Origin of the sequence: Candidatus Tisiphia endosymbiont of Parasteatoda lunata (assembly GCF_964030955.1) — a bacterium.
Taxonomy (GTDB): domain Bacteria; phylum Pseudomonadota; class Alphaproteobacteria; order Rickettsiales; family Rickettsiaceae; genus Tisiphia.
In genome coordinates this window covers 2,099,603-2,124,088 of the sequence record NZ_OZ035003.1, presented here as the reverse complement: position 1 = coordinate 2,124,088, position 24,486 = coordinate 2,099,603, and the positions used below count along the sequence as shown (strand labels likewise).

The 24,486-nt window shown below is 32.7% G+C and carries 30 protein-coding genes and 3 pseudogenes; 19 read left to right on the top strand and 14 right to left on the bottom strand.

Translation table 11 applies throughout. The features are described from left to right. Positions 1-25 precede the first annotated feature (25 nt). Positions 26-1,714, top strand: a complete 1,689-nt coding sequence (locus AAHN00_RS13235; protein ID WP_342271538.1) for a peptidylprolyl isomerase — start codon at positions 26-28, stop codon at positions 1,712-1,714. Positions 1,715-1,926: 212 nt separating this feature from the next. Beyond that, the gene (locus AAHN00_RS13230; RefSeq protein ID WP_342271537.1) at positions 1,927-2,685 is read left to right on the top strand and encodes a hypothetical protein; all 759 of its coding nucleotides are present in this window, start codon (positions 1,927-1,929) and stop codon (positions 2,683-2,685) included. Between the two features lie 56 nt (positions 2,686-2,741). Here AAHN00_RS13230 and AAHN00_RS13225 read toward each other — a convergent pair whose 3' ends face one another. Continuing rightward, positions 2,742-3,185, bottom strand: coding sequence for a hypothetical protein (locus AAHN00_RS13225; protein ID WP_342271536.1), 444 nt, complete (start codon positions 3,183-3,185; stop codon positions 2,742-2,744). Between the two features lie 455 nt (positions 3,186-3,640). Between AAHN00_RS13225 and AAHN00_RS13220 the strand changes: the two genes are divergently transcribed. Both AAHN00_RS13220 and groL read left to right on the top strand, forming a co-directional pair. Then, positions 3,641-3,928 (top strand): co-chaperone GroES, encoded by a 288-nt coding sequence (locus AAHN00_RS13220; RefSeq protein WP_341751614.1) that lies wholly within the window; start codon positions 3,641-3,643, stop codon positions 3,926-3,928. A gap of 215 nt (positions 3,929-4,143) precedes the next feature. Beyond that, on the top strand, positions 4,144-5,799 hold the full coding sequence (gene groL / locus AAHN00_RS13215) for a chaperonin GroEL (RefSeq protein WP_342271535.1): 1,656 nt from the start codon (positions 4,144-4,146) through the stop codon (positions 5,797-5,799). A gap of 86 nt (positions 5,800-5,885) precedes the next feature. On the opposite strand, the gene AAHN00_RS13210 is transcribed toward groL, so the two are convergent. Next, positions 5,886-6,035, bottom strand: a complete 150-nt coding sequence (locus tag AAHN00_RS13210; RefSeq protein WP_342271534.1) for a hypothetical protein — start codon at positions 6,033-6,035, stop codon at positions 5,886-5,888. Positions 6,036-6,119: 84 nt separating this feature from the next. Between AAHN00_RS13210 and AAHN00_RS13205 the strand changes: the two genes are divergently transcribed. Continuing rightward, the gene (locus AAHN00_RS13205) at positions 6,120-7,334 is read left to right on the top strand and encodes an IS256 family transposase (RefSeq protein ID WP_342270940.1); all 1,215 of its coding nucleotides are present in this window, start codon (positions 6,120-6,122) and stop codon (positions 7,332-7,334) included. A 181-nt stretch (positions 7,335-7,515) separates the two neighbouring features. Here AAHN00_RS13205 and AAHN00_RS13200 read toward each other — a convergent pair whose 3' ends face one another. The 7 genes and pseudogenes from AAHN00_RS13200 to AAHN00_RS13170 all read right to left on the bottom strand — a co-directional run bounded on the left by AAHN00_RS13200 (position 7,516) and on the right by AAHN00_RS13170 (position 11,339). Then, positions 7,516-7,659, bottom strand: a complete 144-nt coding sequence (locus AAHN00_RS13200; RefSeq protein ID WP_342271533.1) for a hypothetical protein — start codon at positions 7,657-7,659, stop codon at positions 7,516-7,518. Positions 7,660-7,811: 152 nt separating this feature from the next. Further along, positions 7,812-8,729 carry a transposase gene (locus AAHN00_RS13195; protein ID WP_342271532.1) on the bottom strand — a complete coding sequence of 306 codons (918 nt, stop codon included), beginning with the start codon at positions 8,727-8,729 and terminating at the stop codon, positions 7,812-7,814. Further along, a complete protein-coding gene (locus AAHN00_RS13190; protein ID WP_342271531.1) occupies positions 8,696-9,133 on the bottom strand; it encodes a transposase in 438 nt (145 codons plus the stop codon). The genes AAHN00_RS13195 and AAHN00_RS13190 overlap by 34 nt, the downstream gene beginning before the upstream one ends. A 202-nt stretch (positions 9,134-9,335) precedes the next feature. Further along, positions 9,336-9,484, bottom strand: a pseudogene (locus tag AAHN00_RS13185) (palindromic element RPE1 domain-containing protein); the annotation flags it as partial. Positions 9,485-9,562: 78 nt separating this feature from the next. Next, entirely contained in the window at positions 9,563-9,805 is a 243-nt protein-coding gene (locus AAHN00_RS13180) for an AbrB/MazE/SpoVT family DNA-binding domain-containing protein (RefSeq protein ID WP_341747931.1), read from the bottom strand. A gap of 281 nt (positions 9,806-10,086) precedes the next feature. After that, complete coding sequence (locus AAHN00_RS13175; protein ID WP_342271530.1) at positions 10,087-10,692, bottom strand: carbonic anhydrase; 606 nt, start codon at positions 10,690-10,692, stop codon at positions 10,087-10,089. Between the two features lie 59 nt (positions 10,693-10,751). After that, entirely contained in the window at positions 10,752-11,339 is a 588-nt protein-coding gene (locus AAHN00_RS13170) for a UbiX family flavin prenyltransferase (protein ID WP_342272684.1), read from the bottom strand. Between the two features lie 95 nt (positions 11,340-11,434). Here AAHN00_RS13170 and AAHN00_RS15185 point away from each other — a divergent pair, with 95 nt between their 5' ends. From AAHN00_RS15185 to AAHN00_RS13155, 4 genes and pseudogenes are all read left to right on the top strand, one after another. After that, positions 11,435-11,629 (top strand): DUF465 domain-containing protein, encoded by a 195-nt coding sequence (locus AAHN00_RS15185; RefSeq protein ID WP_341762615.1) that lies wholly within the window; start codon positions 11,435-11,437, stop codon positions 11,627-11,629. Next, a complete protein-coding gene (gene gmk / locus AAHN00_RS13165) occupies positions 11,607-12,236 on the top strand; it encodes a guanylate kinase (RefSeq protein WP_342271529.1) in 630 nt (209 codons plus the stop codon). Before AAHN00_RS15185 ends, gmk begins: the two co-directional genes overlap by 23 nt. A gap of 158 nt (positions 12,237-12,394) precedes the next feature. Continuing rightward, a pseudogene (locus AAHN00_RS13160) lies at positions 12,395-12,586 on the top strand (IS110 family transposase); the annotation flags it as partial. A gap of 312 nt (positions 12,587-12,898) precedes the next feature. Next, positions 12,899-13,039: pseudogene (locus AAHN00_RS13155) on the top strand (transposase); the annotation flags it as partial. 66 nt (positions 13,040-13,105) lie between these two features. Here the strand turns inward: AAHN00_RS13155 and AAHN00_RS13150 are convergent. The 3 genes from AAHN00_RS13150 to AAHN00_RS13140 all read right to left on the bottom strand — a co-directional run bounded on the left by AAHN00_RS13150 (position 13,106) and on the right by AAHN00_RS13140 (position 14,602). Then, a complete protein-coding gene (locus AAHN00_RS13150) occupies positions 13,106-13,813 on the bottom strand; it encodes an IS6 family transposase (RefSeq protein ID WP_342270905.1) in 708 nt (235 codons plus the stop codon). Positions 13,814-13,834: 21 nt separating this feature from the next. Next, positions 13,835-13,966, bottom strand: coding sequence for a hypothetical protein (locus tag AAHN00_RS13145; RefSeq protein WP_342271528.1), 132 nt, complete (start codon positions 13,964-13,966; stop codon positions 13,835-13,837). 345 nt (positions 13,967-14,311) lie between these two features. After that, positions 14,312-14,602, bottom strand: coding sequence for a hypothetical protein (locus AAHN00_RS13140; RefSeq protein WP_342271527.1), 291 nt, complete (start codon positions 14,600-14,602; stop codon positions 14,312-14,314). Positions 14,603-14,654: 52 nt separating this feature from the next. Between AAHN00_RS13140 and AAHN00_RS13135 the strand changes: the two genes are divergently transcribed. Next, positions 14,655-15,362: an IS6 family transposase gene (locus AAHN00_RS13135; RefSeq protein WP_342270905.1), complete on the top strand. Its 708-nt coding sequence runs from the start codon at positions 14,655-14,657 to the stop codon at positions 15,360-15,362. Here AAHN00_RS13135 and AAHN00_RS13130 read toward each other — a convergent pair. Beyond that, positions 15,357-15,503, bottom strand: a complete 147-nt coding sequence (locus AAHN00_RS13130; RefSeq protein WP_342271526.1) for a hypothetical protein — start codon at positions 15,501-15,503, stop codon at positions 15,357-15,359. The genes AAHN00_RS13135 and AAHN00_RS13130 overlap by 6 nt on opposite strands. A 110-nt stretch (positions 15,504-15,613) precedes the next feature. On the opposite strand from AAHN00_RS13130, the gene AAHN00_RS13125 reads away from it, so the two are divergent. Next, positions 15,614-16,384, top strand: a complete 771-nt coding sequence (locus AAHN00_RS13125; RefSeq protein ID WP_342270990.1) for a transposase — start codon at positions 15,614-15,616, stop codon at positions 16,382-16,384. A 50-nt stretch (positions 16,385-16,434) separates the two neighbouring features. Here AAHN00_RS13125 and AAHN00_RS13120 read toward each other — a convergent pair whose 3' ends face one another. Next, on the bottom strand, positions 16,435-16,608 hold the full coding sequence (locus tag AAHN00_RS13120; RefSeq protein ID WP_342271525.1) for a hypothetical protein: 174 nt from the start codon (positions 16,606-16,608) through the stop codon (positions 16,435-16,437). 110 nt (positions 16,609-16,718) lie between these two features. On the opposite strand from AAHN00_RS13120, the gene AAHN00_RS13115 reads away from it, so the two are divergent. The 8 genes from AAHN00_RS13115 to AAHN00_RS13080 all read left to right on the top strand — a co-directional run bounded on the left by AAHN00_RS13115 (position 16,719) and on the right by AAHN00_RS13080 (position 24,292). Beyond that, a complete protein-coding gene (locus tag AAHN00_RS13115; protein WP_342271524.1) occupies positions 16,719-17,462 on the top strand; it encodes a transposase in 744 nt (247 codons plus the stop codon). Positions 17,463-17,547: 85 nt separating this feature from the next. Beyond that, positions 17,548-18,810 carry an IS256 family transposase gene (locus tag AAHN00_RS13110; RefSeq protein ID WP_342270914.1) on the top strand — a complete coding sequence of 421 codons (1,263 nt, stop codon included), beginning with the start codon at positions 17,548-17,550 and terminating at the stop codon, positions 18,808-18,810. A gap of 129 nt (positions 18,811-18,939) precedes the next feature. Beyond that, positions 18,940-19,065 (top strand): hypothetical protein, encoded by a 126-nt coding sequence (locus AAHN00_RS13105; protein ID WP_342271523.1) that lies wholly within the window; start codon positions 18,940-18,942, stop codon positions 19,063-19,065. Positions 19,066-19,087: 22 nt separating this feature from the next. After that, on the top strand, positions 19,088-20,068 hold the full coding sequence (locus AAHN00_RS13100) for a transposase (RefSeq protein WP_342271025.1): 981 nt from the start codon (positions 19,088-19,090) through the stop codon (positions 20,066-20,068). Between the two features lie 464 nt (positions 20,069-20,532). Beyond that, on the top strand, positions 20,533-21,060 hold the full coding sequence (hscB, locus tag AAHN00_RS13095; protein ID WP_342271522.1) for a Fe-S protein assembly co-chaperone HscB: 528 nt from the start codon (positions 20,533-20,535) through the stop codon (positions 21,058-21,060). After that, positions 21,051-22,859, top strand: coding sequence for a Fe-S protein assembly chaperone HscA (gene hscA / locus AAHN00_RS13090; RefSeq protein ID WP_342271521.1), 1,809 nt, complete (start codon positions 21,051-21,053; stop codon positions 22,857-22,859). Before hscB ends, hscA begins: the two co-directional genes overlap by 10 nt. Before the next feature lie 16 nt (positions 22,860-22,875). Then, the gene (locus AAHN00_RS13085; protein ID WP_341751628.1) at positions 22,876-23,208 is read left to right on the top strand and encodes a ferredoxin family 2Fe-2S iron-sulfur cluster binding protein; all 333 of its coding nucleotides are present in this window, start codon (positions 22,876-22,878) and stop codon (positions 23,206-23,208) included. A gap of 13 nt (positions 23,209-23,221) precedes the next feature. Further along, positions 23,222-24,292, top strand: coding sequence for a hypothetical protein (locus AAHN00_RS13080; RefSeq protein ID WP_342271520.1), 1,071 nt, complete (start codon positions 23,222-23,224; stop codon positions 24,290-24,292). Positions 24,293-24,486 lie beyond the last annotated feature (194 nt).

Below are 24,486 nucleotides of genomic sequence, written 5' to 3'. Positions count from 1 at the left end.
AACTTGAAGAAGAAATTTATAATTTATGTTAAATAATATTAGAAACGCTGCTGATAGTTTTGTAATGCGTGTTTTACTTCGAATGATTGCCTTTGCATTTGTTGGATGGGGAATTAAAGATGTATTACAGACTACCAATAATTTTGATTTGATTACATTTTCTGATGCAAAAACTATTAGTGAAGAAGATTTTCTAAAAGCAAAAGCCGAACAAATTCGTGTTATTCAAAAACAAACTGGAACACATCTTAGTGAAGAAGATATAAAGCAGTTGAATATTGATAATTTTATTATTAAAAAACTTATCAATAATCGCATTATGAATTATTTAGTACACTATTATAATCTAGATATAACTGATGATACTGTGATTCAGTTTATTAAAGAATCCGCTAATTTTAAGAATGAGCAAGGTCTATTTGACATAGCACTCTTTAAAGGTTTTTTAAAAAATTCTTATATTAATGAGGAGGACTATGTATTTGATGTTAAAGAACATACCTTAAAGAATACTCTAATTAGTATTTTTATAGAATCATTTCAAACACCAAAAATAATGGTCAAAAATATTGTAGACTATATGGCTGAAACAAGAGAGGTCGACCTTGTACAAATTGACCTAAAAGCCCAACCTAAAGGTACGTTTATGACTTATACAACTCCGGTCGAGTTAGAAGAATTATACAAGCAAAACCAAGAGTTATTTGAAATACCGGAAAAACGTAGCTTGTCTTATGTAAAAATATCAAGTGAAGTGTTAGGTAAGCAAATTCATAATAGCGATGAAGAATTATTGAAGTTTTATCAGGATAACCAAGAAGAATTTGCTAATAAAAAATTTAGCGAGGTACGAAAACAGGTTAATGAATTATTGCAACAACAAAAAATAGAAGAGCTGAAGCTACTGTTAGCAAAAAATCTAGAGGATGATGTGGCAGCTGGTTCAAGTTTAACAGAAATTGCCAAAAAATATGAATTACCAATACAGAATTTAGATTCTGTAAGTTATAAGGATTTAACTAATAATATACAAGATGAATTTCAAGAGTTGGCTAAGCCTGCGAGTGGCGAGCAGACTAGGCGTAGTCAAACCGTTGTTCCTACGCGAAGTCCCATCGTGCCACAACGCCAACACTTAAAAGGCAAATGGTATGTTGAGCTTGGCCAAAATGCTGATAGTATTTTTGATCTTGCAGAAGGAGAATTATCATATCCAATGGAACTAACTGATACAGGAGCTTTTATATTGGTTGAGATTAAATCTATTCAGCCAAGTAAACTACAAGAATTCTCGGCAGTCAAGGATCAAGTATACGAACTATGGTATAAGCAATATATTAGAAAGATAAATTTAGGAAACATAGAGAGTCTTGCTAAAGAATATAAACCTGGTAAAAGTAAAAAACCTCTAGATATTACTACCAACCAAGCTGCAACTTTTTCTAGGTATGAAGTTCATAATAATCAGCAATTACCAACAGAATTACTATCAGCAATTTTTTATGCTAACATTGATTCCAATACTCCAGTTTTTCAGTCAAAAGATAGGGCGTATTTTGCTTATGTAAAATCAAAAAGAATTGATAAGACGAAAAGGCAAGAAATTCAGAAAAAAAATGAAGTAGATATTGCAGTAGCCATAAGAAACAATGTTATGGATGAGCTGATTAGCTATGCCATCAAGAAAAATAAAATGAAACAAAATAGTATGTGATTATGATATAAATATGACAATTTAGATAACTAATTTTAACTATATTGTTACTAAACCTTGCATATTAATATATATTAAGATTATATTATGTCATATTAATATAATCTTAATTATGTGTTTATTATGTCAAAAGATCATACGCTATTAGTAGGCTTTCTACCGCAAAACAATTACTTGAAAATAAAATTGATAAGACAGAACGAGCTATCAAGTTGTTTGCTACTGATAGTAGTGTTTATGAGATATTGAAGGCTGCTAATTTGGGGGAATGTTGTAATTTTATAAAAACTACGGAAGATAGATCATCAGCTAGTCAGGAATTAAAAGCTAGTTTAAAAGGTCTGCATAGTCAACAATCTGTCTTATCAAAGTATAATACAGTTAATTGCAAAAAGTTTGAAGAACGTAGTGACCAAATACACACAATAATTCAAGCTAGAAAGTTACTTAAATGTATTGACCAACATGATTTTAAGGAAGCACTGAAGATTGCTGGGTTGAGCTATATAATTAAGAAGGGTGCACCATGGGTAAGTAGAATATGGATAACAGAAGATACTTTTTTTAAAAAATTGAATGAATATTTAGAATCTAAACTGGAAGAATATAAGATAATACTAGAGGCATATCAAGCTGAATGTGGGGCAAGTGCTCCCGCACTACCCCTATCAACTCTTCTTGAAGGATCAAGTAACTGTAATAATACGTATGTTACTAATAACAACCATCCAGCAGCAGATTCTGCACAACCTAGTGTACTACCATCTTTATACCCGCAAGTACCTCTAGATATTACAACTACATCCCCAATGTACTCTTACCAGAAAGTTCGTAAACCTGCACCACCACCACCTCCTCCAATACCACCTCCTCCAATACCACCTTCATATAATGAAGTAGTGCATAATGTGTCAATAGAATCTGATGAGAAGAACCAGCTTTTAGGTGAGATTGTATATCATCATGATTAAGCTCAGCTTTGTGGTTAATTGGCAACTCGTGTTAGTTAGCATATTACTCATCTGTATTAAATATTTAATTGTTCATTACCAAATTTATAATGGTTTTTACAATAAATAGCAGCGACGTATAAAAAATAATCATCCTCTATATTTACTTTTTTCAAGAGTACTTTTTTATAGAATCTTTCGTAAGTAGTAACGGTAATTAGGTCGGCAGATGACAAAGTACCAAGTACAGACCAAAGTAGAGTGTTAATTGTTGTATGCCGTATATCTTCGTTAATGAGGATGGTGACAGGCTTATTATTGCAGCTCATTACTCGGCGGATTAACTTACCAAAAGTACTGTGGTCATAAGGTCCTTTAGATTCGATAATTTCTACTACTGTTAGTCCTTCTTGTTGGCTGGTAGTAGTGACATCATCTCTAAGTTTTATATCCTTAGAATGGTCATAAGCTGGATCAAAAAAGATGATTGCTTCAGAAGGTAAAGTTGTTGTGTATGTCATAGCAGTATCCCCTTTATGATTAAACTTAAAGTTATCAAGTTTTAACCACCAAAGAATCTTAATAGATTACTTTGGCGATCGGGGAGTTAGAAAAACTGCCACTAAACAGCTACGATAGCCTTTAGACTTAAGGTTTGCACCTTAAGTCCTGAACATAGCTATCATCTCCCCGACCATAAAGTCGAGGATACATCATTTAATGGTTGATGCTTACCATTAGTGGATTACAGGTTTCTACACCCCAAAGTAACTTTGCAGTTACTTCATTTTTAATTTTAAACTATACTCCTATAAAGTCAATAATAGAAAAACTTATGCGAGGATAAAAAAGGTATTATACACAATTTGCTCACAGCAATTATTCTTAAAAATTTTTCTTTTTACCCCTTGAACTGTTACAAAATCAAGCATATATAGAATACACATTATTAAGTATTAAATCTATGGAGGTAAGAATGTCTTTTAGACCGTTGCATGATAGAATTGCGGTAAAACCAATTCAACAAGAAGAAAAAACAAGTGGAGGAATTATTATTCCTGATACAGCAAAGGAAAAACCAATACAAGGTGAAGTAGTAGCTGTAGGTAAGGGAACAAAAAGTGAGAATGGTACTGTCCATCCATTAGAAATTAAAGTAGGAGATAAAGTACTTTATGGCAAATGGGCTGGCACTGAAGTAAAAGTTGATGGTTTAGATTTGGTCATTATGAAAGAAAGTGATGTCATGGGCATAATTGCATAACTATTGAAAGTTAGTAAATACAGCTTCTTTATACGTCTATTAGCGAGAAGGTCGTAAGGTCGACGAAGCAATCCAGCAACACATTTATTTATAGATTGTTTCCTGGATTGCTTCGCTTACGCTCGCAATGACGTTGTGGTATAGGTATTTGTAAACTTTTAACAGTTGTGGACATAATTGGTTAATAATTTATTTATTGTAAGGAGAACATAAATATGGCAACAAAATTAATAAGACACGGCTCAAATGCACGTGAACAAATGCTAAGAGGTATTGATATTTTAGCTGATACCGTAAAAGTAACATTAGGTCCAAAAGGTAGAAATGTTGCAATTGAACAGTCATTCGGTTCACCAAGACTAACCAAAGATGGTGTAACAGTGGCAAAAGCCATTGAACTAAAAGACAAAGCTCAGAATTTGGGAGCTCAATTGGTAAAATCTGTGGCAAGTAAAACATCTGATGTTGCTGGTGATGGAACAACTACCGCAACTGTTCTAACTCAAGCAATAGCAAGAGAAGGTAACAAAGCAGTAGCAGCTGGTTTTAACCCTATGGATATAAAACGTGGTATAGATTCAGCTGTTAACCTAATAGTTGAAGAAATTAAGAAAGCTAGTAAAAAAATCAGCAGCCAAGAGGAGATTGCTCAAGTTGGTACTATTTCATCAAATGGTGACAAAGAAATTGGCGAGAAAATTGCCGTGGCGATGGAAAAAGTTGGTAAAGAAGGCGTAATTACCGTTGAAGAAGCTAAGAATTTTAGTTTTGAAGTAGATGTAGTTGAAGGCATGATGTTTGATAGAGGCTATCTATCACCATATTTTGTTACTAATTCCGAAAAGATGGTAGCAGAATTGGAAAATCCGTTTATCTTACTATTTGAAAAGAAATTATCAAATTTACAACAAATGTTACCAGTACTTGAAGCAGTAGTGCAATCAGGACGTCCTTTACTAGTAATCGCTGAAGATGTAGAAGGAGAAGCACTTGCTACTTTGGTAGTAAATAAATTACGTGGTGGGTTAAAAGTTGCTGCAGTTAAAGCTCCTGGCTTTGGCGATAGAAAAAAATTCATGATGGAAGATATCTCTATTTTAACAGGCGGTCAGCTCATCAGTGAAGATCTTGGTATGAAACTTGAAAATGTTAATATCAAAATGCTAGGTACTGCTAAAAAAGTTACTATTTCCAAAGAAAATACTGTCATAATTGATGGTGCTGGTAGTAAGGCAGACATTGCAGCTCGTTGCTCACAAATTCGTAAACAAATCGATGAATCTAGTTCAGATTACGATAAAGAAAAATTACAAGAGCGTTTAGCTAAGCTTGCTGGTGGTGTGGCTGTCTTAAAAGTTGGTGGTGCTACTGAGGTTGAAGTAAAAGAAAGAAAAGATCGTGTTGAGGATGCATTGCATGCTACTAGAGCGGCAGTGGAAGAAGGCGTTGTTGCTGGTGGTGGTGTTACTCTTTTCTATGCAGCAAGATCCTTAGAGTCGTTAAAAAGTACTAATGAAGATCAGCAAGCTGGTATTAACATCGTTAAGAAAGCTCTACAAGCTCCAGTAAGGCAAATTGCAGAGAACGCTGGTATGGACGGAGCTATTGTAGTTGGAAAACTTATTGATAGTAAAGAGAAAAACTTTGGCTTCAATGCTCAAGATATGACTTATGTTGATATGATTAAGGCTGGTATTATCGATCCAACTAAGGTCGTGCGTACTGCTTTACAAGATGCAGCATCGGTTGCTTCTTTGATTATTACTACTGAAGCATTTATTATCGATGAACCAGCTGATAAAGATGAGCCTGCTATGCCACGTGGTGGTATGGGCGGCGGTATGGGTGGCATGGGCGGTATGGACTTCTAACGCTCATTTCTTCATACGAATAACACTTTACCCCAACTCTAGATAAAAATTAGTTAATTCTTATCCAAAGTTCGCATACTTTGATGTCATCCCTCTGCTTTTTTGTAGGGATGACATCTTTTTATTGTCCCACTTTGGGAGAAAAACCCCGCACTTGCAGTGCGTCGTTTCAACATAAATTTTAAATATCTTATCAAGAAAAGATAAGAATGAATCATACAGATATTTTTTAACAAAATCTTACACGGCTCTGTACAAATAAGTGTGTAAATTTTTCAAAGGTTATATAAAAATATAATATAACAAAAGGAGAAATTATAATGCACCAAAAACAAAATGAAGCAATGAATCAAGCGATAGATTTATTAATAAATAATGATACAGATATATCAACATTACTTAAAGAGGATGGTTTATTAAAACAATTAACCAAACGGCTTGTAGAGAAGGCATTGCAGTCAGAGATGAATAATCATTTAGGATATGATAAATATTGTCATACTGATAGTGATAATGTTCGTAATGGTAGGAATGTAAAGAATCTAGTAACAAATAATGGAGTTGTAGAGATTGAGGTTCCAAGGGATAGAAGTAGTACATTTGAACCTGCATTAATTCCGAAGCGTCAAAGACGTATTGAAGGATTTGATGATAAAATAATATCATTATACGCTAAAGGAATGAGCTTATCTGATATTAAGATTCAAATGCAAGAATTGTATGGAGCTGACGTTAGCGAAAGTTTGATAAGTCAAATTACTGATGATGTAATTGAGGATGTCAAGATATGGCAAAGCCGACCATTGGATCGAGTATATGCTATAGTATTTTTTGACTGTTTAGTAGTAAAAGTACGTCAAGATAAACGAATTATCAATAAGTCTGTATATGTAGCATTAGGTATTGATTTATCTGGAAGGAAGGATATTTTAGGATTGTGGATCAGTGAAAATGAAGGAGCGAAATTTTGGCTTGGTAATTTTACTGAGATGAAGAACAGAGGTATGCAAGACATGCTTATTGCTTGCAGTGATAATTTAACCGGTATGTCTGAGGCAATAGAAGCAGTTTTTCCGAAAACCGAACATCAATTATGTATTGTACATCAGATTAGAAATAGTTTAAAATATGTATCATATAAAGACCGAAAAGAATTAGCGTCTGATTTAAAGCCCATATATACTGCTAGCACGGAGGAAGAAGCACATCTTGCTTTAGAATCTTTTGAAGCTAAATGGAGTAAACAGTATCCACAAATTGCTAAATCTTGGTATGTTCATTGGGAAAATTTAATGGTTTTTCTAGGATACCCTGAGGCGATAAGGAAAGTAATATACACAACTAATAGTGTAGAATCTGTCAATAGCCAATTACGTAAGGTTACTAAGAATAAACGGGTTTTTCCAAATGATAATGCTGTTTTTAAGACCTTATATTTGGCAATTGATTATATGACCAAGAAATGGGTTATGCCGATTCCAAACTGGAACGCAGCTATGGCTCACTTTTTGATAAAATTTGAAGGTAGAATTTAAGCCCTATGAAAAATTTACACACTTAATTAGAAAGGCTCTCTTACACTTCACAGATATATTCTTTTTGTGTTGTGACACTTTCTAAATGAGCCATATACAAATAGTTTCTAACTTTTAAGTTAGTACATACATTAGGCATTCATGCCGTAATATTAAGCTCTGCACTTGCAGTGCAGAGTGGTTAACTGTCCCACTTTGGGAGAAAAACCCCGCACTTGCAGTGCGTCGTTTTAACATAAATTTTAAATATCTTATCAAGAAAAGATAAGATATTTTTTAACAAAATCTTACACTTCACAGATATATTCTTTTTGTGTTGTGACACTTTCTAAATGAGCCATACACAAATAGTTTCTAACTTTTAAGTTAGTACATAAATTAGGCATTCATGCCGTAATATTAAGCTCTGCACTTGCAGTGCAGAGTGGTTAACTAACGATTTTGTAATTATTTGATTATTTTTTTACTGACTAATTTCTATGTAGAAAAATTTGTTTTGAGTAAATGATTCGCAATACACCGTAAGTTCAATCCTACAGCGGAAATTAACGGATTAATGACATCTCCTATTACCCCTTTCAGGTAGTTTCTGCCAACTCTACCATAACTTTTAAGATGCCCTATTATCGGTTCTATGGCACTCCGTCTCTTGAGCATTGCCTTATCATCTGACGATAGTTTCTTCTTGCAATATGGGCTATACACTTTGCCCTTCTCCTTAAAATTATTCCCCTTGTAACCTGAGTCAACAAAGGTTCTTGCTACTTCAACTCCTGTTAATTCTTTTACAATCTCTACAGTCTCCGATAATGTATGCCCATCATATGGATTGCCATGAAAAGATTTTGTCCCTAATACAAAGTTACCCCGACCACTTACTGCTATCGAAACCTTATTACCAAACTCGTATGGCTTGTTTAATTTCCCTTTACCAATGCACTCTACCTCCGGTGCATGAAAACTATATAATATTTTATTCTCTTCTTTATATTGTTCTTTTTCTGCTTTACTCAATATAGATTGTACTTGTATCTTTTTTATCTTATTCAGTATTTCTTGTTGTCTTGCCGATAAACTTAACTTTGCTTTAGCTATTTCTCGCTGACATATCCTAACTAAACGACCCAGTAATACTTTTAAATGCCTCATTATTTTCTTACGCTTCTTGGCTTTACTATTATCCTTATATTTCCATAATTTTAATATATCTCTTTTATATTGCTTGGCATATGTTTCATTTAACTTGATGCCTAAGGCATGACATAGCTTTACTAGCTCTATTCTTGCCTTATCCATCAAGTACACATCATGGGGATACTTAATATTCTTAATTTGTACAGTAGTATCAACTATTATCGATGCTAAGTCTTTTTTTTTACTACACCTGCTTTGCATCCGATTCTTATCAGCTCCTTTAATATCTCATTGTAGCCATTTTCTCCTAATATAGTACGAAACCGACGGATACTAGCTTCTGATATTTCAGCATCTTTCTGCAAATATTCCCAACCACAAAAATACTGCCAATATACGTTCTCTCTTAACTCTTCCTCAGTCGCTGCATCTGACAGGTTATACATCGCTTGCAGCATAGTCACCCCAAGTAACAGGCGGTGACATCTGCGATTCCTACCAAATTTCTTAATATCAACATTTGCTGACAACCATTCCTCTAAACTAGACCAATTTATTAATGATCTTAATTTATATAATTTATTATTGTGGTTTAATTCTTCGGTCAGTTTATAACCAAAAAGTTGTCCTTGTCTTTGCAACTTTGTTATATTTTCTATCGGCATTAATCAGATAATCCTTAAGTTTTTTGCCAATATTATAGCTTTTTCTTATGGATTCTCTATATATTTTTATCTGCTAAGCATATTATATATTATCCTTCTAGACTTTTGACGGGGAGACTTTATATTAGATCTAGTTAAGACAGAAACTAATTCACTTAAATTAACTGATGATAAGGCACTACTTGCAATAACATCCTCTAATATTAGATATCTTTCGAAACTCTACTTCTGCTGGTAATTTGTGCGTCGATCCGGTACTCGAATCCTCACGTACATTTAGTACGCTGCGGTTCTGCGTTCCCTGTCTCCTACAAATTCCCTAGCATAAGCGAGTTTCGAAAGATATCTATTTTATAACCTGATTCTTGTTTTAATAAGGCAATGATTGCAGATGTATCTAATAAAAATTTCTTAGTCTTGATTAGAGATTTAGAACTTGTTTGCATCTTCGTTCCTCATCAGTTTTAGCTCTTTTTGTAAATCAATATTCTTGTATTTACTTAAAATATTTCTAGCTTTTTCTATATTAGCATGATAAGTCGAAACTATTAATTCAGAATCTTTATATTTAATGGACACTTCATCACCAGCTTTAAGATGCAGTTTTTTTCTAATTTTAGCGGGGATAGCAAGTCTCCCATTACTATCTATATAACTTTTTAATGCTGTCATAATATATACCGATAATGTTAAGATTAATATAAAAATACAACTATATACATAGTAACTAAAATTATAAAATATGGTCAATTTAATAAATACTAGATAAATACTAATTCTAATAATCCTGCTTTTTAGTCTAATTTTTTAATTTTAGATTTCTAATAAGCGAGTTTGCCAAAGATATCTATTAATAAAATTTACTTTGCTATAAGCCGGATACATGACTGCATTCGATTTTTAGGTCGCGGGAATCTTAATTCTTGAAGTTCTACCTGAATATGCTAAAGAACCTAAGCAAGGGGTAGATGTGTTTGTTGCTTATCAGAATAAGTAAAAATTTGCCCAGTTTTTATATCAAAAAACCATAAATGAATAGTTAGCTCTTTCTTGGTCACTAGTTTATTAATCCATGGAAACGTCATACAATTTTGATGTGATTGTTTAAGTGCTAATTTTGTATAATCATCAGCATTATGATGTCTAAAATTAGGTGTTTTTATCAGAGCAACCCAGTTGGTTATAAAATCATTCTGCACTCTATTGTCACTATTTAATAATTCTTGAATTCCTCCACATTGGCTATGTCCTAATATAATTAAGTGTTCAACTTTCAAAAAGCATATTCCAAACTCTAAGGCAGCACTTGTGCCATGATGAGATCCATCTTTTTCGTAAGGAGGAACAATATTTGCTACATTACGTACAACAAATAAATCCCCTGGATCACATTGTAGTATTAATGCCGGATCTACTCGTGCATCACAACAAGCAACCACCATAATCTTTGGTTGTTGACCATCACGGGATAGACTCTGCATAATAGATTTATTACCATAAGCATATTTTTTTCTAAATAGCTGATAGCCTTTTAGTATTTTTTCAAAACTTTGTTGCATATATGACCCTCAAGACGTCACTACAATTATAGCAGATATTTTTCAAGCACTAATAGATTTTAAATTTTTGTAGGCATACCATCCCAACGTTTTATTAAATCAGTATTAATATCAAAAATATCAAGAACCCGCGAAATTGAATAATTTATCATGTCATCCAAGGTTTTAGGTAAACTATAAAAAGCAGGTACTGGAGGTGCAATTATCCCACCATAATTCGTTATTTTTAACATATTTTCTAAATGACCTAGATGTAAAGGAGTCTCTCTTATCATCAACACCAGTTTTCTTCGTTCTTTTAGTGTAACCCCTGCTGCTCTACTGATTAAATTATTCTCAATACTGCCAGCAATTGATGCAAGAGTTCTCATGCTACATGGAGCTATTATCATGCCAAATGTCCTAAAAGCACCACAAGAAACCCTAGCACCAATATCAGAAAGATTGTAACAGTAATCTGCTAGATCTTTTACTTGTTCTATGGAATAATTCGTCTCATGTAATATGGTAAGATGAGCAGATTTTGAAATAATTAGATGACTCTCAATATTTATCTGCCTCAGAATCTCAAGTAACCTTATACCATATATTGCTCCAGAAGCTCCAGAGATTGCCACAAGCAATTTTTTTTTATTATCGCTAGTCATAGCTATATTTTTTCCTTTCAAAGTGTATTTGCTTATATTAAAATGATGCTTGGTTTACAAAAAACCAAGCTTTTAACTGATTATGGAGTTTGCAGATGAGTCTCATGAGCCACATACAAAGTTTACAAAAAAAACATAATGATTTAGAAAGACTAATAAATACCGGATTTTTGCATTTGCAAGATAATACTAAAGTCAGGCAGTTAAAGAAACAAAAATTAATATTAAAAGATAAAATTCTATTGCTATATAAAGGTTTCACCAAGAATGCTACTATCTCTCAGAAGTAAAGGATTAGCTATTATTTTGTCTTCGCCCTCGGCTACTGGTAAATCTAGCTTAGCTAAAGCAGTTTTAAAAATCGACAGTAATCTTAGATTATCCATTTCTGCAACTACTAGAAGACCAAGAACAGATGAAGTGGATGGAGTAAGTTACTATTTCAAGACCAAAGAGGAATTTAATAAATTAATTGAGCAAGATGCATTTCTTGAATATGCAAATATTTACAATAATTATTATGGAACACCTAAAAAAGTTGTAGAAGACTTACTAAGTCAAGGGTTAGATGTTTTGTTTGATATAGATTGGCAAGGTACAAAGCTAATAAAAAAAACCTTGCCAAATGTAATTACAATTTTTATTTTGCCACCGAGTCTTAGTATTTTGCAACAACGAATTAAAAATAGAGGGCAAGATAGTAAAGAATCAATAAAGTTGCGTGTGAAATTGGCTACTAAAGAAGTGTATTATGCCAAACAATATGATTACGTGGTTATTAACGATGATTTTGATACCACTCTTGAAACAATATATTCTATAATCACTGCTGAGCGATCGAAAAGAATAAGACTTGATTTAGGCAAGTTTTATAGTCTGTCCGGCAAAACTCTATAAGTCTTATAGATAATAGGGTTTAATGGCAGAAAATAATAAAGAAATCCATAAGAAAATGTTAAAATAATGGTATGGACCTACCCTATATACAGAATGAGAAGCGTATGCTAATCTTCTAGGATAGGAAATGAATCCTAAACAACAATAAGGAGGTCCATATGGAAGTTACCACAATTGGTATAGATATTGCAAAAAGAATTTTTCAAATTCACGGTGTAGATAAAAATGGCAAGACAATATTAAAGAAGAAATTAATGAGAGAACAGGTTTTAACTTTTATGGCTAACGTACCAAAATGTCTAGTAGGCATGGAAGCTTGCGGTGGAGCTAGCTATTGGGCAAGAGAATTAGTTAACCACTCTGCACTGCAAGTGCAGAGCTTAATATTACGGCATGAATGCCTCATGTATGTACTAACTTAAAAGTTAGAAACTATTTGTGTATGGCTCATTTAGAAAGTGTCACAACACAAAAAGAATATATCTGTGAAGTGTAAGATTTTGTTAAAAAATATCTTATCTTATCTTTTCTTGATAAGATATTTAAAATTTATGTTGAAACGACGCACTGCAAGTGCGGGGTTTTTCTCCCAAAGTGGGACAATAAAAGAGCTAGAACAACGATTAAAAATCATAGCTAGCCAGTATAGTAATCACCAACAACTAATGATGATACCAGGTATAGGTTTAATAACTGCCACAGCCTTAATAGCCTCAATAGGTAATGCTAGTTGTTTTGAAAATGGTAGGCAATTATCAGCATGGCTGGGATTAGTGCCAAGGCAACACTCTAGTGGTGGCAAAAATAAGGGTTTTGTCGCATCTATAAATCATACTACATCAAGATTGTTAAAACTAAGGTTTTGGACATTATGATGCCATTAACATAGCAAAATTCTCAAAAGTAGAAAGATTATCATTAGCTCCAATTATTTGTCTTTTTTGCATCATACGAATATTTTCTATACCGGTAATAGTCATTTCTGCAGAATGAAAACTCTTAAAACCAAGCATTGGCTTTGTACGTTTTTTGATAAACCTATGATCTTGTTCTACAAGATTATTCAGGTATTTGGTCTGAATAACCTTAATTTTATAATCTTTAGGAACTTCTGTATTCAAATCATTAAGAGCAGCCGTATTACTACCGCTTTTATCAATTACTACTTTCTCAGGAAAATTATTCTCTCTAAAGGCTTTACGAAAAAATGCAAGTGCTGCAGGCTTGTCTCTATGCTTACGTAGCAGAAAGTCTACAGTATTACCAAGACTATCTAGTGCTCTATATAAATAAACCCATTTACCGTTTAATTTAATATAAGTCTCATCCATTCTCCAACTACTACCAACTGGCTTCTTTCTTTTTCTAACCACCTGATCTATCAATGGTACAAATTTTATAACCCATCTTTGTAATGTAGAGTGATCAATTTTTGCTCCCCTTATACTCATCATTTCTTCCAAATCTCGATAACTTAAAGAAAATCGGCATTTCATATAGACAAATAACATTATTATTTCTGGTGAAGAACAAAATCCTTTGAAATATGATAATAATCTTGCAGTAATACGAAACATCTTAACATCTTTTTTAGATCATTATATCAATCTTTTTTCTATTGTCCAACATATGCGACAGAACCGCTTATTATTTGAGTTTAATTCTTCTTTTAATTTATAACCAAAAAGTTTTCCTTGTTTTTGTGATTTGATAATATTTTCTATTGGCATATTGACTGAAATCCATAAGGTTTATTAGCATATGTATGGACCTACCCAACAATGCAAGAAAAAAATAATATATAACAGCAAAAAAATCGAATGCAGTCATGTATCCGGCTTATAGACAATAAATCAAGCAATTTATCCTATAGCCCTGATGGAATTCGCTGGCTTACAAACTTATACTTATTATTTTATCGACTTATAAATAGCCCTTAGCTAAATCAGTTTTTTTGTAAGCTAAGGTTCGTCTTATTTACCATCAATATTATCATTCTTCGCATATTCCGGATTGGAATTTGTTAAACTTCTATTACCTATAATGTCATTTCATCAATTATTTGGAGTAGTTTTTTAACTACAAACTTTACTCTCGGTATAATCATCACCTGAACTAAGTAATGCAAATACCACCCTTGCTAGCTTATTAGCTACCGCGACAACTGTTTTATTATGACCGTTTCTCTCAGATAAATTAAACATCCACTCAGTAAACTTGCTATAATCTTTTTTAGATTTTTGTTCTTCCGTGGTAAATCTTATCTTGCTATTCAGAATGGATCTTGCCCCTTGAATTAACAAAGTACGTAAATAGATATCACCTCTTTTACTAATACCAAGCAACTTATTTTGGTTCTGTCGCATATGTTGGACAATAGAAAAAAGATTGATATAATGATCTAAAAAAGATGTTAAGATGTTTCGTATTACTGCAAGATTATTATCATATTTCAAAGGATTTTGTTCTTCACCAGAAATAATAATGTTATTTGTCTATATGAAATGCCGATTTTCTTTAAGTTATCGAGATTTGGAAGAAATGATGAGTATAAGGGGAGCAAAAATTGATCACTCTACATTACAAAGATGGGTTATAAAATTTGTACCATTGATAGATCAGGTGGTTAGAAAAAGAAAGAAGCCAGTTGGTAGTAGTTGGAGAATGGATGAGACTTATATTAAATTAAACGGTAAATGGGTTTATTTATATAGAGCACTAGATAGTCTTGGTAATACTGTAGACTTTCTGCTACGTAAGCATAGAGACAAGCCTGCAGCACTTGCATTTTTTCGTAAAGCCTTTAGAGAGAATAATTTTCCTGAGAAAGTAGTAATTGATAAAAGCGGTAGTAATACGGCTGCTCTTAATGATTTGAATACAGAAGTTCCTAAAGATTATAAAATTAAGGTTATTCAGACCAAATACCTGAATAATCTTGTAGAACAAGATCATAGGTTTATCAAAAAACGTACAAAGCCAATGCTTGGTTTTAAGAGTTTTCATTCTGCAGAAATGACTATTACCGGTATAGAAAATATTCGTATGATGCAAAAAAGACAAATAATTGGAGCTAATGATAATCTTTCTACTTTTGAGAATTTTGCTATGTTAATGGCATCATAATGTCCAAAACCTTAGTTTTAACAATCTTGATGTAGTATGATTTATAGATGCGACAAAACCCTGCGAAACTCCTGGATAAGATAAGATATTTTTTAACAAAATCTTACACTTCACAGATATATTCTTTTTGTGTTGTGACACTTTCTAAATGAGCCATATACAAATAGTTTCTAACTTTTAAGTTAGTACATACATTAGGCATTCATGCCGTAATATTAAGCTCTGCACTTGCAGTGCAGAGTGGTTAACTAGTGGGAGATGACACGTTATTGTCAAAGCAATACAGTAAGAAAATTGAGCTTGTACATTATCAATATTCTGGAGCTGTACATGATGTTATACCTGGTATAGGGATGGTCAACTTACTGCATTACAATGCTAAAACTGATCAATCTACCCCTGTAGATTATAGAATATATGATAAAGAAACTGATGGAAAAACAAAGAATGAGCATTTTTGTGATATGCTTACTTTAGCTAAGGAAAGAGGGATCAATCCTGATGCAGTAGTAATGGATGCGTGGTATAGCGGTTTGGAGAATTTGAAACATATACGTAATTTAGGTTGGACATGGGTTAGTAACCTAAGAAAAAATAGAAAAGTTAATCATAATGTTAGCTTAGAAAGTTTAGAGATTCCTGATGAGGGACTAAAAATTCACCTACGTGGATACGGTTGGGTTACGGTATTTAAGTTTGTGGCAAAAAATGGTCGCATTGATTACATAACAACTAACTTAGAAAATCCAACACGTGAACAAATAGAGAAAATTGTTAAGGCACGGTGGTCTATAGAAGTTTATCATCGAGAATTAAAACAAACTTGTGGTATTGAACGCTGTCAGGCACGCACGGGTCGAGCTCAGAGAAATCATATTTGCCTTGCTGTATTTGCTTGGCTCGATATGAACAAAAGGAGGATAAATGAAAAAATTACTTTATATCAACAAACTTGGGAAGTTATAAAAACATCAATTCAGAACAACATTAGATGCCTTTTAGCTGATTCGCAATTTTGCTAACTGCGAAACTCCTGGATAAGATAAGATATTTTTTAACAAAATCTTACACTTCACAGATATATTCTTTTTGTTGTCCCACTTTGGGAGAAAAACCCCGCACTTGCAGTGCGTCGTTTCAACATAAATTTTAAATATCTTATCAAGAAAAGATAAGAATGAATCATACAGATATTTTTTAACAAAATCTTACACTTCACAGATATATTCTTTTTGTGTTGTGACACTTTCTAAATGAGCCATATACAAATAGTTTCTAACTTTTAAGTTAGTACATACATTAGGCATTCATGCCGTAATATTAAGCTCTGCACTTGCAGTGCAGAGTGGTTAACTAGTGGGAGATGACACGTTATTGTCAAAGCAATACAGTAAGAAAATTGAGCTTGTACATTATCAATATTCTGGAGCTGTACATGATGTTATACCTGGTATAGGGATGGTCAACTTACTGCATTACAATGCTAAAACTGATCAATCTACCCCTGTAGATTATAGAATATATGATAAAGAAACTGATGGAAAAACAAAGAATGAGCATTTTTGTGATATGCTTACTTTAGCTAAGGAAAGAGGGATCAATCCTGATGCAGTAGTAATGGATGCGTGGTATAGCGGTTTGGAGAATTTGAAACATATACGTAATTTAGGTTGGACATGGGTTAGTAACCTAAGAAAAAATAGAAAAGTTAATCATAATGTTAGCTTAGAAAGTTTAGAGATTCCTGATGAGGGACTAAAAATTCACCTACGTGGATACGGTTGGGTTACGGTATTTAAGTTTGTGGCAAAAAATGGTCGCATTGATTACATAACAACTAACTTAGAAAATCCAACACGTGAACAAATAGAGAAAATTGTTAAGGCACGGTGGTCTATAGAAGTTTATCATCGAGAATTAAAACAAACTTGTGGTATTGAACGCTGTCAGGCACGCACGGGTCGAGCTCAGAGAAATCATATTTGCCTTGCTGTATTTGCTTGGCTCGATATGAACAAAAGGAGGATAAATGAAAAAATTACTTTATATCAACAAACTTGGGAAGTTATAAAAACATCAATTCAGAACAACATTAGATGAGTCTGTCCTATAGTTTGTGTAAGTTGCAAAGAAAGCAGTAAGAGATTACTGTAAAAAAAGTAACTTAAGCAAGCAAGGAGGAATTATGGCTAAAAAATTAGATACAGATAAAGATACATTAGACATCAGTAATCAGCTAGTAGAAGAATTATTATCAAAAGCAGATCCATCGGAGTTATTTGGTCGAGATGGTTTATTTCAACAGCTAAAGAAGCAAATAGTTGAGAAAATATTAGCAAGTGAGTTGGATCATGAATTAGGATATTCAAAACATAGCAAGATGCCAAAAGTAGATAATAATCGTCGTAATGGTAGCTATGAGAAGACAGTAATTGATGGGGATGGTCGTAAGCTGACAGTAGAAGTACCAAGAGATCGGGAAGGAGAGTATAATCCTCAATTAATACCAAAAGGGCTGAGGAGATTTAATGGATTTGATGAGAAAGTGATATCCCTTTATGGTCGCGGTATGACAGTCAGCGAGATCCGAGGGCATTTAGAAGAAATATATCAAACTGATGTATCTGGTGACTTGATATCCACCATAACAGATGGGGTGATAGAAGAAGTAACTAGGTGGCAAAATCGTTGTTTAGATAGGGTGTATCCAATATTATACTTGGACTGTATCTATGTAAAATCTAGAGACAATCACATAGTAATAAATAAAGCAGTATATTTAGCACTTGCTGTAAATATAGAAGGGAAAAAGGAGTTACTTGGCATTTGGATAGGCAAAAATGAAGGTGCTAAATTTTGGATGCAAGTAGTTACTGAGTTAAAGAATCGAGGAATTGAACAAATTTATGTTGCTTGTGTGGATGGTTTAAAGGGCTTTCCAGAAGCTATAAGCAGTGTATTCCCGAGTACTATAGTACAATTATGTATTGTACATATGGTTCGCAATTCAGTAAAGTATGTGTCATATAAAGATTTAAAAGAGGTCACATCAGATCTAAAACAAATTTATACAGCTAATAATGACGAAATGGCACGTTTAAAACTTCAGCAATTTGGTGTAAAATGGGATAAAAAATATCCGGTAATTTCTGATATTTGGCAACGTAATTGGTCTGGGATAATACCGTTTTTTGCCTTTCCTGAAGAGATCAGAAAGGTAATTTATACTACTAACACTATAGAATCTGTAAATCGTCAAATTAGAAAAATTATCAAAAATAAGGGGGTGTTTCCAGATGATAAGTCAATTCAAAAAATAATATTTTTATCCCTACAAAATGCAGCCAAAAAATGGACCATGCCTATTAAAGATTGGTCTTTAGCTTTAAATCAATTTGAAATACTTTGTGGAGATTTTAAATATGATTTATTGGAAAATAAAAAATGAACTTACACAAATTAAATGATTGACTCCATTAGATGCCTTTTAGCTGATTCGCAATTTTGCTAACTGCGAAACTCCTGAAAAGATATCACAGAATTATATAGTTTTATAGATGATTTTTGTAAAATTTATTTGGAGTATGAACAGAGAAAGTTATTACCATCAAATAAGCAAAGAAATCGCTGTTGTAGCATGAGTCTAAGTGAAATGTTAACAATAACAGGAGTTTCGCACTTAGCAAAAAATATGTTAATCTAGCAAGAAAGAGTTTTAGTTAAGCATGGCAAGATCAAAATGTAGCAAAGACTTATATAAATCATTTTTACAAGCAAGTAGCGTAAGATATAGTGGTAAAGCATTATCTGAAGTAAGTCCAATAAACCTATCTCATGATAGTGCAAGTCGATGGTTAAATAGTAAGGATTTCCGCCCTAGCGGGATCTACAGAGAAGTGTCAAAATATATTGATAGGGAAGCTTCTTGTTTATTAGTGGGAGATGACACGTTATTGTCAAAGCAATACAGTAAGAAAATTGAGCTTGTACATTATCAATATTCTGGAGCTGTACATGATGTTATACCTGGTATAGGGATGGTCAACTTACTGCATTACAATGCTAAAACTGATCAATCTACCCCTGTAGATTATAGAATATATGATAAAGAAACTGATGGAAAAACAAAGAATGAGCATTTTTGTGATATGCTTACTTTAGCTAAGGAAAGAGGGATCAATCCTGATGCAGTAGTAATGGATGCGTGGTATAGCGGTTTGGAGAATTTGAAACATATACGTAATTTAGGTTGGACATGGGTTAGTAACCTAAGAAAAAATAGAAAAGTTAATCATAATGTTAGCTTAGAAAGTTTAGAGATTCCTGATGAGGGACTAAAAATTCACCTACGTGGATACGGTTGGGTTACGGTATTTAAGTTTGTGGCAAAAAATGGTCGCATTGATTACATAACAACTAACTTAGAAAATCCAACACGTGAACAAATAGAGAAAATTGTTAAGGCACGGTGGTCTATAGAAGTTTATCATCGAGAATTAAAACAAACTTGTGGTATTGAACGCTGTCAGGCACGCACGGGTCGAGCTCAGAGAAATCATATTTGCCTTGCCGTATTTGCTTGGCTCGATATGAACAAAAGGAGGATAAATGAAAAAATTACTTTATATCAACAAACTTGGGAAGTTATAAAAACATCAATTCAGAACAACATTAGATGCCTTTTAGCTGATTCGCAATTTTGCTAACTGCGAAACTCCTGCTTTTTTCATGCCTGTAGTTTGTTTTTTTGTTTAAAAATATAAATACTGCAGGCACTCCTTTTTGACAATCCTTTTATCTATTACTATTTCATCTATATCTTATCCCGAACTGACGTGATACGTAAGATTTAATAGATTTGATACTTTACTATGCTATCTATATACGCGAATTTGGGATAAGAATTTGTCAATTCTTATCCCAAATTCGGTGAAATTATCGAAACAATCAGATTTGAGACGGCTCTGCATCTGATTGTTAAATTAATATTTTGCTAAAAACATGATTTTAATCTTTTAAAATCATGTTTTTAGCTTTAGAAAGGTTTAAAATGCATTCGTGCCAGCCGCTTCAAGAATGCATTTTTCTGATATTCTAGCCAGTTCTAGATTAAAATTAAAAATTTTAATCCAAAACTGAGGTTTCTAGTATATAATCACAGGGGCATGGTTTGATAATTGATCTACTAGAAGTGATTATGAGCAGTTATTTTGAGTTATTAGGTGTAGAAAGAAAATATAATATTGACTTAAATATATTGGATCGTCAATATTTTGCTATGCAATCAAAATATCATCCAGATAGAGTTAAAACTAACAATGCGAGGCAAGAAAATTTGGCTCTCTCTATTGATATAAATAAAGCTTATTCAATTCTTAAAGATGATTTAGCACGAGCTGAGTATCTTCTACTTTTAAACAATATAGTCTTGGATGAAATAACGGTTAGGCAAGGTATCTCAAAGGAACAATTAAATATTGTGTGGAGTGAATTAGAGCTTGTTGAAACTACTCAACAATTAACTAAGTTAGAGCATATGCTAAATAACAAAATCCTTGAAAAAGAAAAACTTATTGAATCTCTAACTACTGCATTTCAAGATCAAAATATGCAAAACGCTCTTGATATTACCATAAAATTTAAATACCTTAAAAATTTAATTAATAATATTCAACTAAAAATCAAGTCATGCAAATAATAGAAATTAGCGAAGCTGGCTCTTCTAACCAGCATGAACATGATAAGGATATAGCAGTTGGTATTGATTTTGGTACAACTAACTCATTGATTGCTTTATCAAATAAACAAATAATACAAATTATCATAGATGATCATGGTCAAGAACTTATACCATCAGTTATAGCATTTCATGGTAAAGACTTTATTGTTGGCAATGATAATATAATTGATAATTTTCGTTCTATTAAAAGACTTTTCGGTAAAAAATTATCTGATATACAAAATAATCCGGCACTTTTTGCCTTAGTGAAAGATTATATTGATTTAGATAGCGAAATTTTACGAATAAGGTTTGCTGGAAAATTACTGACGATTCCAGAAATTGCCGGACAAATCTTTTTGTACTTAAAGAAACAGGCTACTCAAAAATTGAATTCGGAAGTCAAAAAAGCTGTAATAACCGTGCCAGCACATTTTAACGATGCTGCTAGAGGAGAAGTAATGCTGGCAGCAAAAATTGCTGGCTTTGAAGTACTAAGGTTAATTGCAGAGCCAACAGCAGCAGCTTATGCATATGGTTTAAATAAAGAAAGTAGTGGATGTTATTTAGTGTATGACCTAGGAGGCGGGACTTTTGATGTATCAATTCTCAATATGCAAACCGGTGTGCTTCAGGTTATTGCCACTGGTGGAGATAATATTTTAGGTGGTGATGATATTGACCACTTAGTGATGAGGCATTTTTGTGATAAATATAAATTACTAGAATCTAGCAAATTAATAAAATTAGCAAAAAAAGCTAAAGAAACACTTAGTGGTCAAAATAAATGTAGTATTATATATGAAGAGAAGATATTAGAATTAAATATAGAGGATTTTGAACGATTAATATCACCATTGGTAGAACGTACAATAGCTATTACCAAAGATACGCTAGAGTATGCAGGGAATCCTAATATTTCAGGTATCATCCTTGTTGGTGGTTCAACTCGCATACCCTTAATTAGTAGAAGTTTAGCAAAAACGTTTAATACTGTTATTTTCTCGGATATTAACCCAGATAAGGCGGTAGTATGGGGAGCAGCCCTGCAGGCAGAGAATCTAACTTCAGCAAATGTTAATTCCTTATTAATTGATGTAGTTCCTTTGTCACTTGGTATCGAATTAAATGGTGGTATTACTGAGAAAATCATTCTTCGTAATAGCCCCATACCGATATCGGTTACTAAGGAGTTTACCAATTATGTAGATAACCAAACTTCTATGAAGTTGCATGTGGTACAGGGAGAAAGAGAAATGGTAGAAGATTGTCGGTCACTTGCAAGATTTGAACTAAAATTACCACTAATGAAAGCAGGTGGAGTGAGGATAGAAGTAACATTTTCTATTGATGCAGATGGTATTTTGTCAGTATCAGCTCTAGAAAAAAATAGTAATATATCACATAACATTGAAATAAAACCAAGTTATGGCTTAAATGAAAGTGAAATTACCGAAATTCTAGAAAATGCTTATCAAAATGCTGCCAGTGATCATAATAAGAAATTGTTGCAGGAAACAATTATTGATACAAAATCTTTGATTTATAATATAGAAAATGCTATTAGAGAAACGCCGAATATTCTTGCAAAGAATGAAATGGAAAAAATTGATACTGTAATTAACACTCTGAAAGAAGCAATAGATTCAAATGATCGTGATTACATTATAGAATGTAGCAAAACTTTTGAGACTATAACAAAGCATTTCTTTTTTGAGAGATTAAATAATGCTACTTTAGACTTACTGAAAGGTAAGCATATTGATAAAATAAGATAAGAGGTAATGATAATTAATGCCTAAAGTAATTTTTATTATAGATAAAGATGGTACGGAAAAAATAGTGGATGCCCCTCTCGGATTGTCTATTTTGGAAATTGCTCATCAAAACGACATTGATCTTGAAGGTGCATGCGAAGGATCACTAGCATGTGCCACTTGCCATGTTATTGTAGATGAGGAATTTTACCACAAATTAAAAAATCCTTCTGAAGCAGAAGAAGATATGCTTGACTTAGCGTTTGGTCTTACCCATACTTCAAGACTTGGTTGTCAGATTATTGTTAGTGAAGAACTTGACGGTATAAGGGTTCGCTTGCCATCTGCTACCCGTAATATTAACTTATAATTGAGTATATAGAGTGATACGTAAAATTTTGTTTTTTATTTGTTTAATTTACACCATAATATGGTTTGGCATTGCTTATACTATCAAAAGCAATATAGTAAATACTATAAAGAATTCAGAGACAGATAATACTAAAATATCTTATAACCAAATCAAAGTTTCTGGCTTTCCTATTCGCTTTCAAATTCATTTAGTCGAGCCAAAAATGAAATTTATCGATCATGTTAATTCCAAAGAAATATCTACTGAGGAAATGACATTTTTGTTTGATTTTAGTTTTAAAAAAGCTAGATTGATTTTAGGAAAACAAGGAATAAAACAACAAGAGAATTTTGATGGTAAATTAGTAGAGTATAGTGTTCAGTCCAAGGAATATATTACAGCACTAGTTAAATTTAATAAACCTATATATAAATTATCCCATGGAGATAGTTTAAAATCTATCGTAAAGTTTCTGCAAGTTAACAATAAATTATTATCCTTCATTCAGGAAGATAAGGAAATTTTTAATATTGCTGATTTAGTTTTCTTAATCAATAAGGCAAAATCTCAGGACGGTGAAAATATAGCTCTACAATTACGTTTGTTGTACTCTGCGGGGGAAGATTTTTTTAATTTCAAAACAGCACAGCTTGATTTAGCCACACTGATCAATATTGCTACTAGCCAGGGTAAAGATACAAATTCTATTAGAAATCTAAATATCGATCGTTTAGTTTTTTCTTGTGATGATAATGCCCAAGTAGATTTGGTAGGGTTTTTACAATTTTTTGATAGTAGGTTACCAAAAGGTAAATTATCTTTTGAATTGACTAATTACCATGATATCATCGATAAATTGATTCCTAACAATTTGTTATTACCTAAAAAAATGGTCAAAACTCTCATTGAGAAAGCTGTTGATTCTTCTTTATCTGGAGTAGTTAAGACAGATGATAATGAATTAGCAACTTATGAAAAGGTGAAATTTGATATTGAGTTTTCTGATAATGGTATACATATAGGTTCAATTAATTTGCTTGAGTTTAAACTAGAGGATAGTAAAGTAGATGAGGCTATAGAAGAGAACAACACTGAAAGTTAACATGAGTTCAATATAACTTACCCCAGCATCCGTAATGGAAGTCAATAAGAAATAGTAACTTAACATAAATTTTCATTGCAAGAAGAATTATTTTTGACAATAGAGTGCATAAAAGCGAGTAATTTACGCATAACAACCATCAAGAGAAAATAACTCTTTTTTCTTATCTTGATCAATTTCAACCACTATTTGGT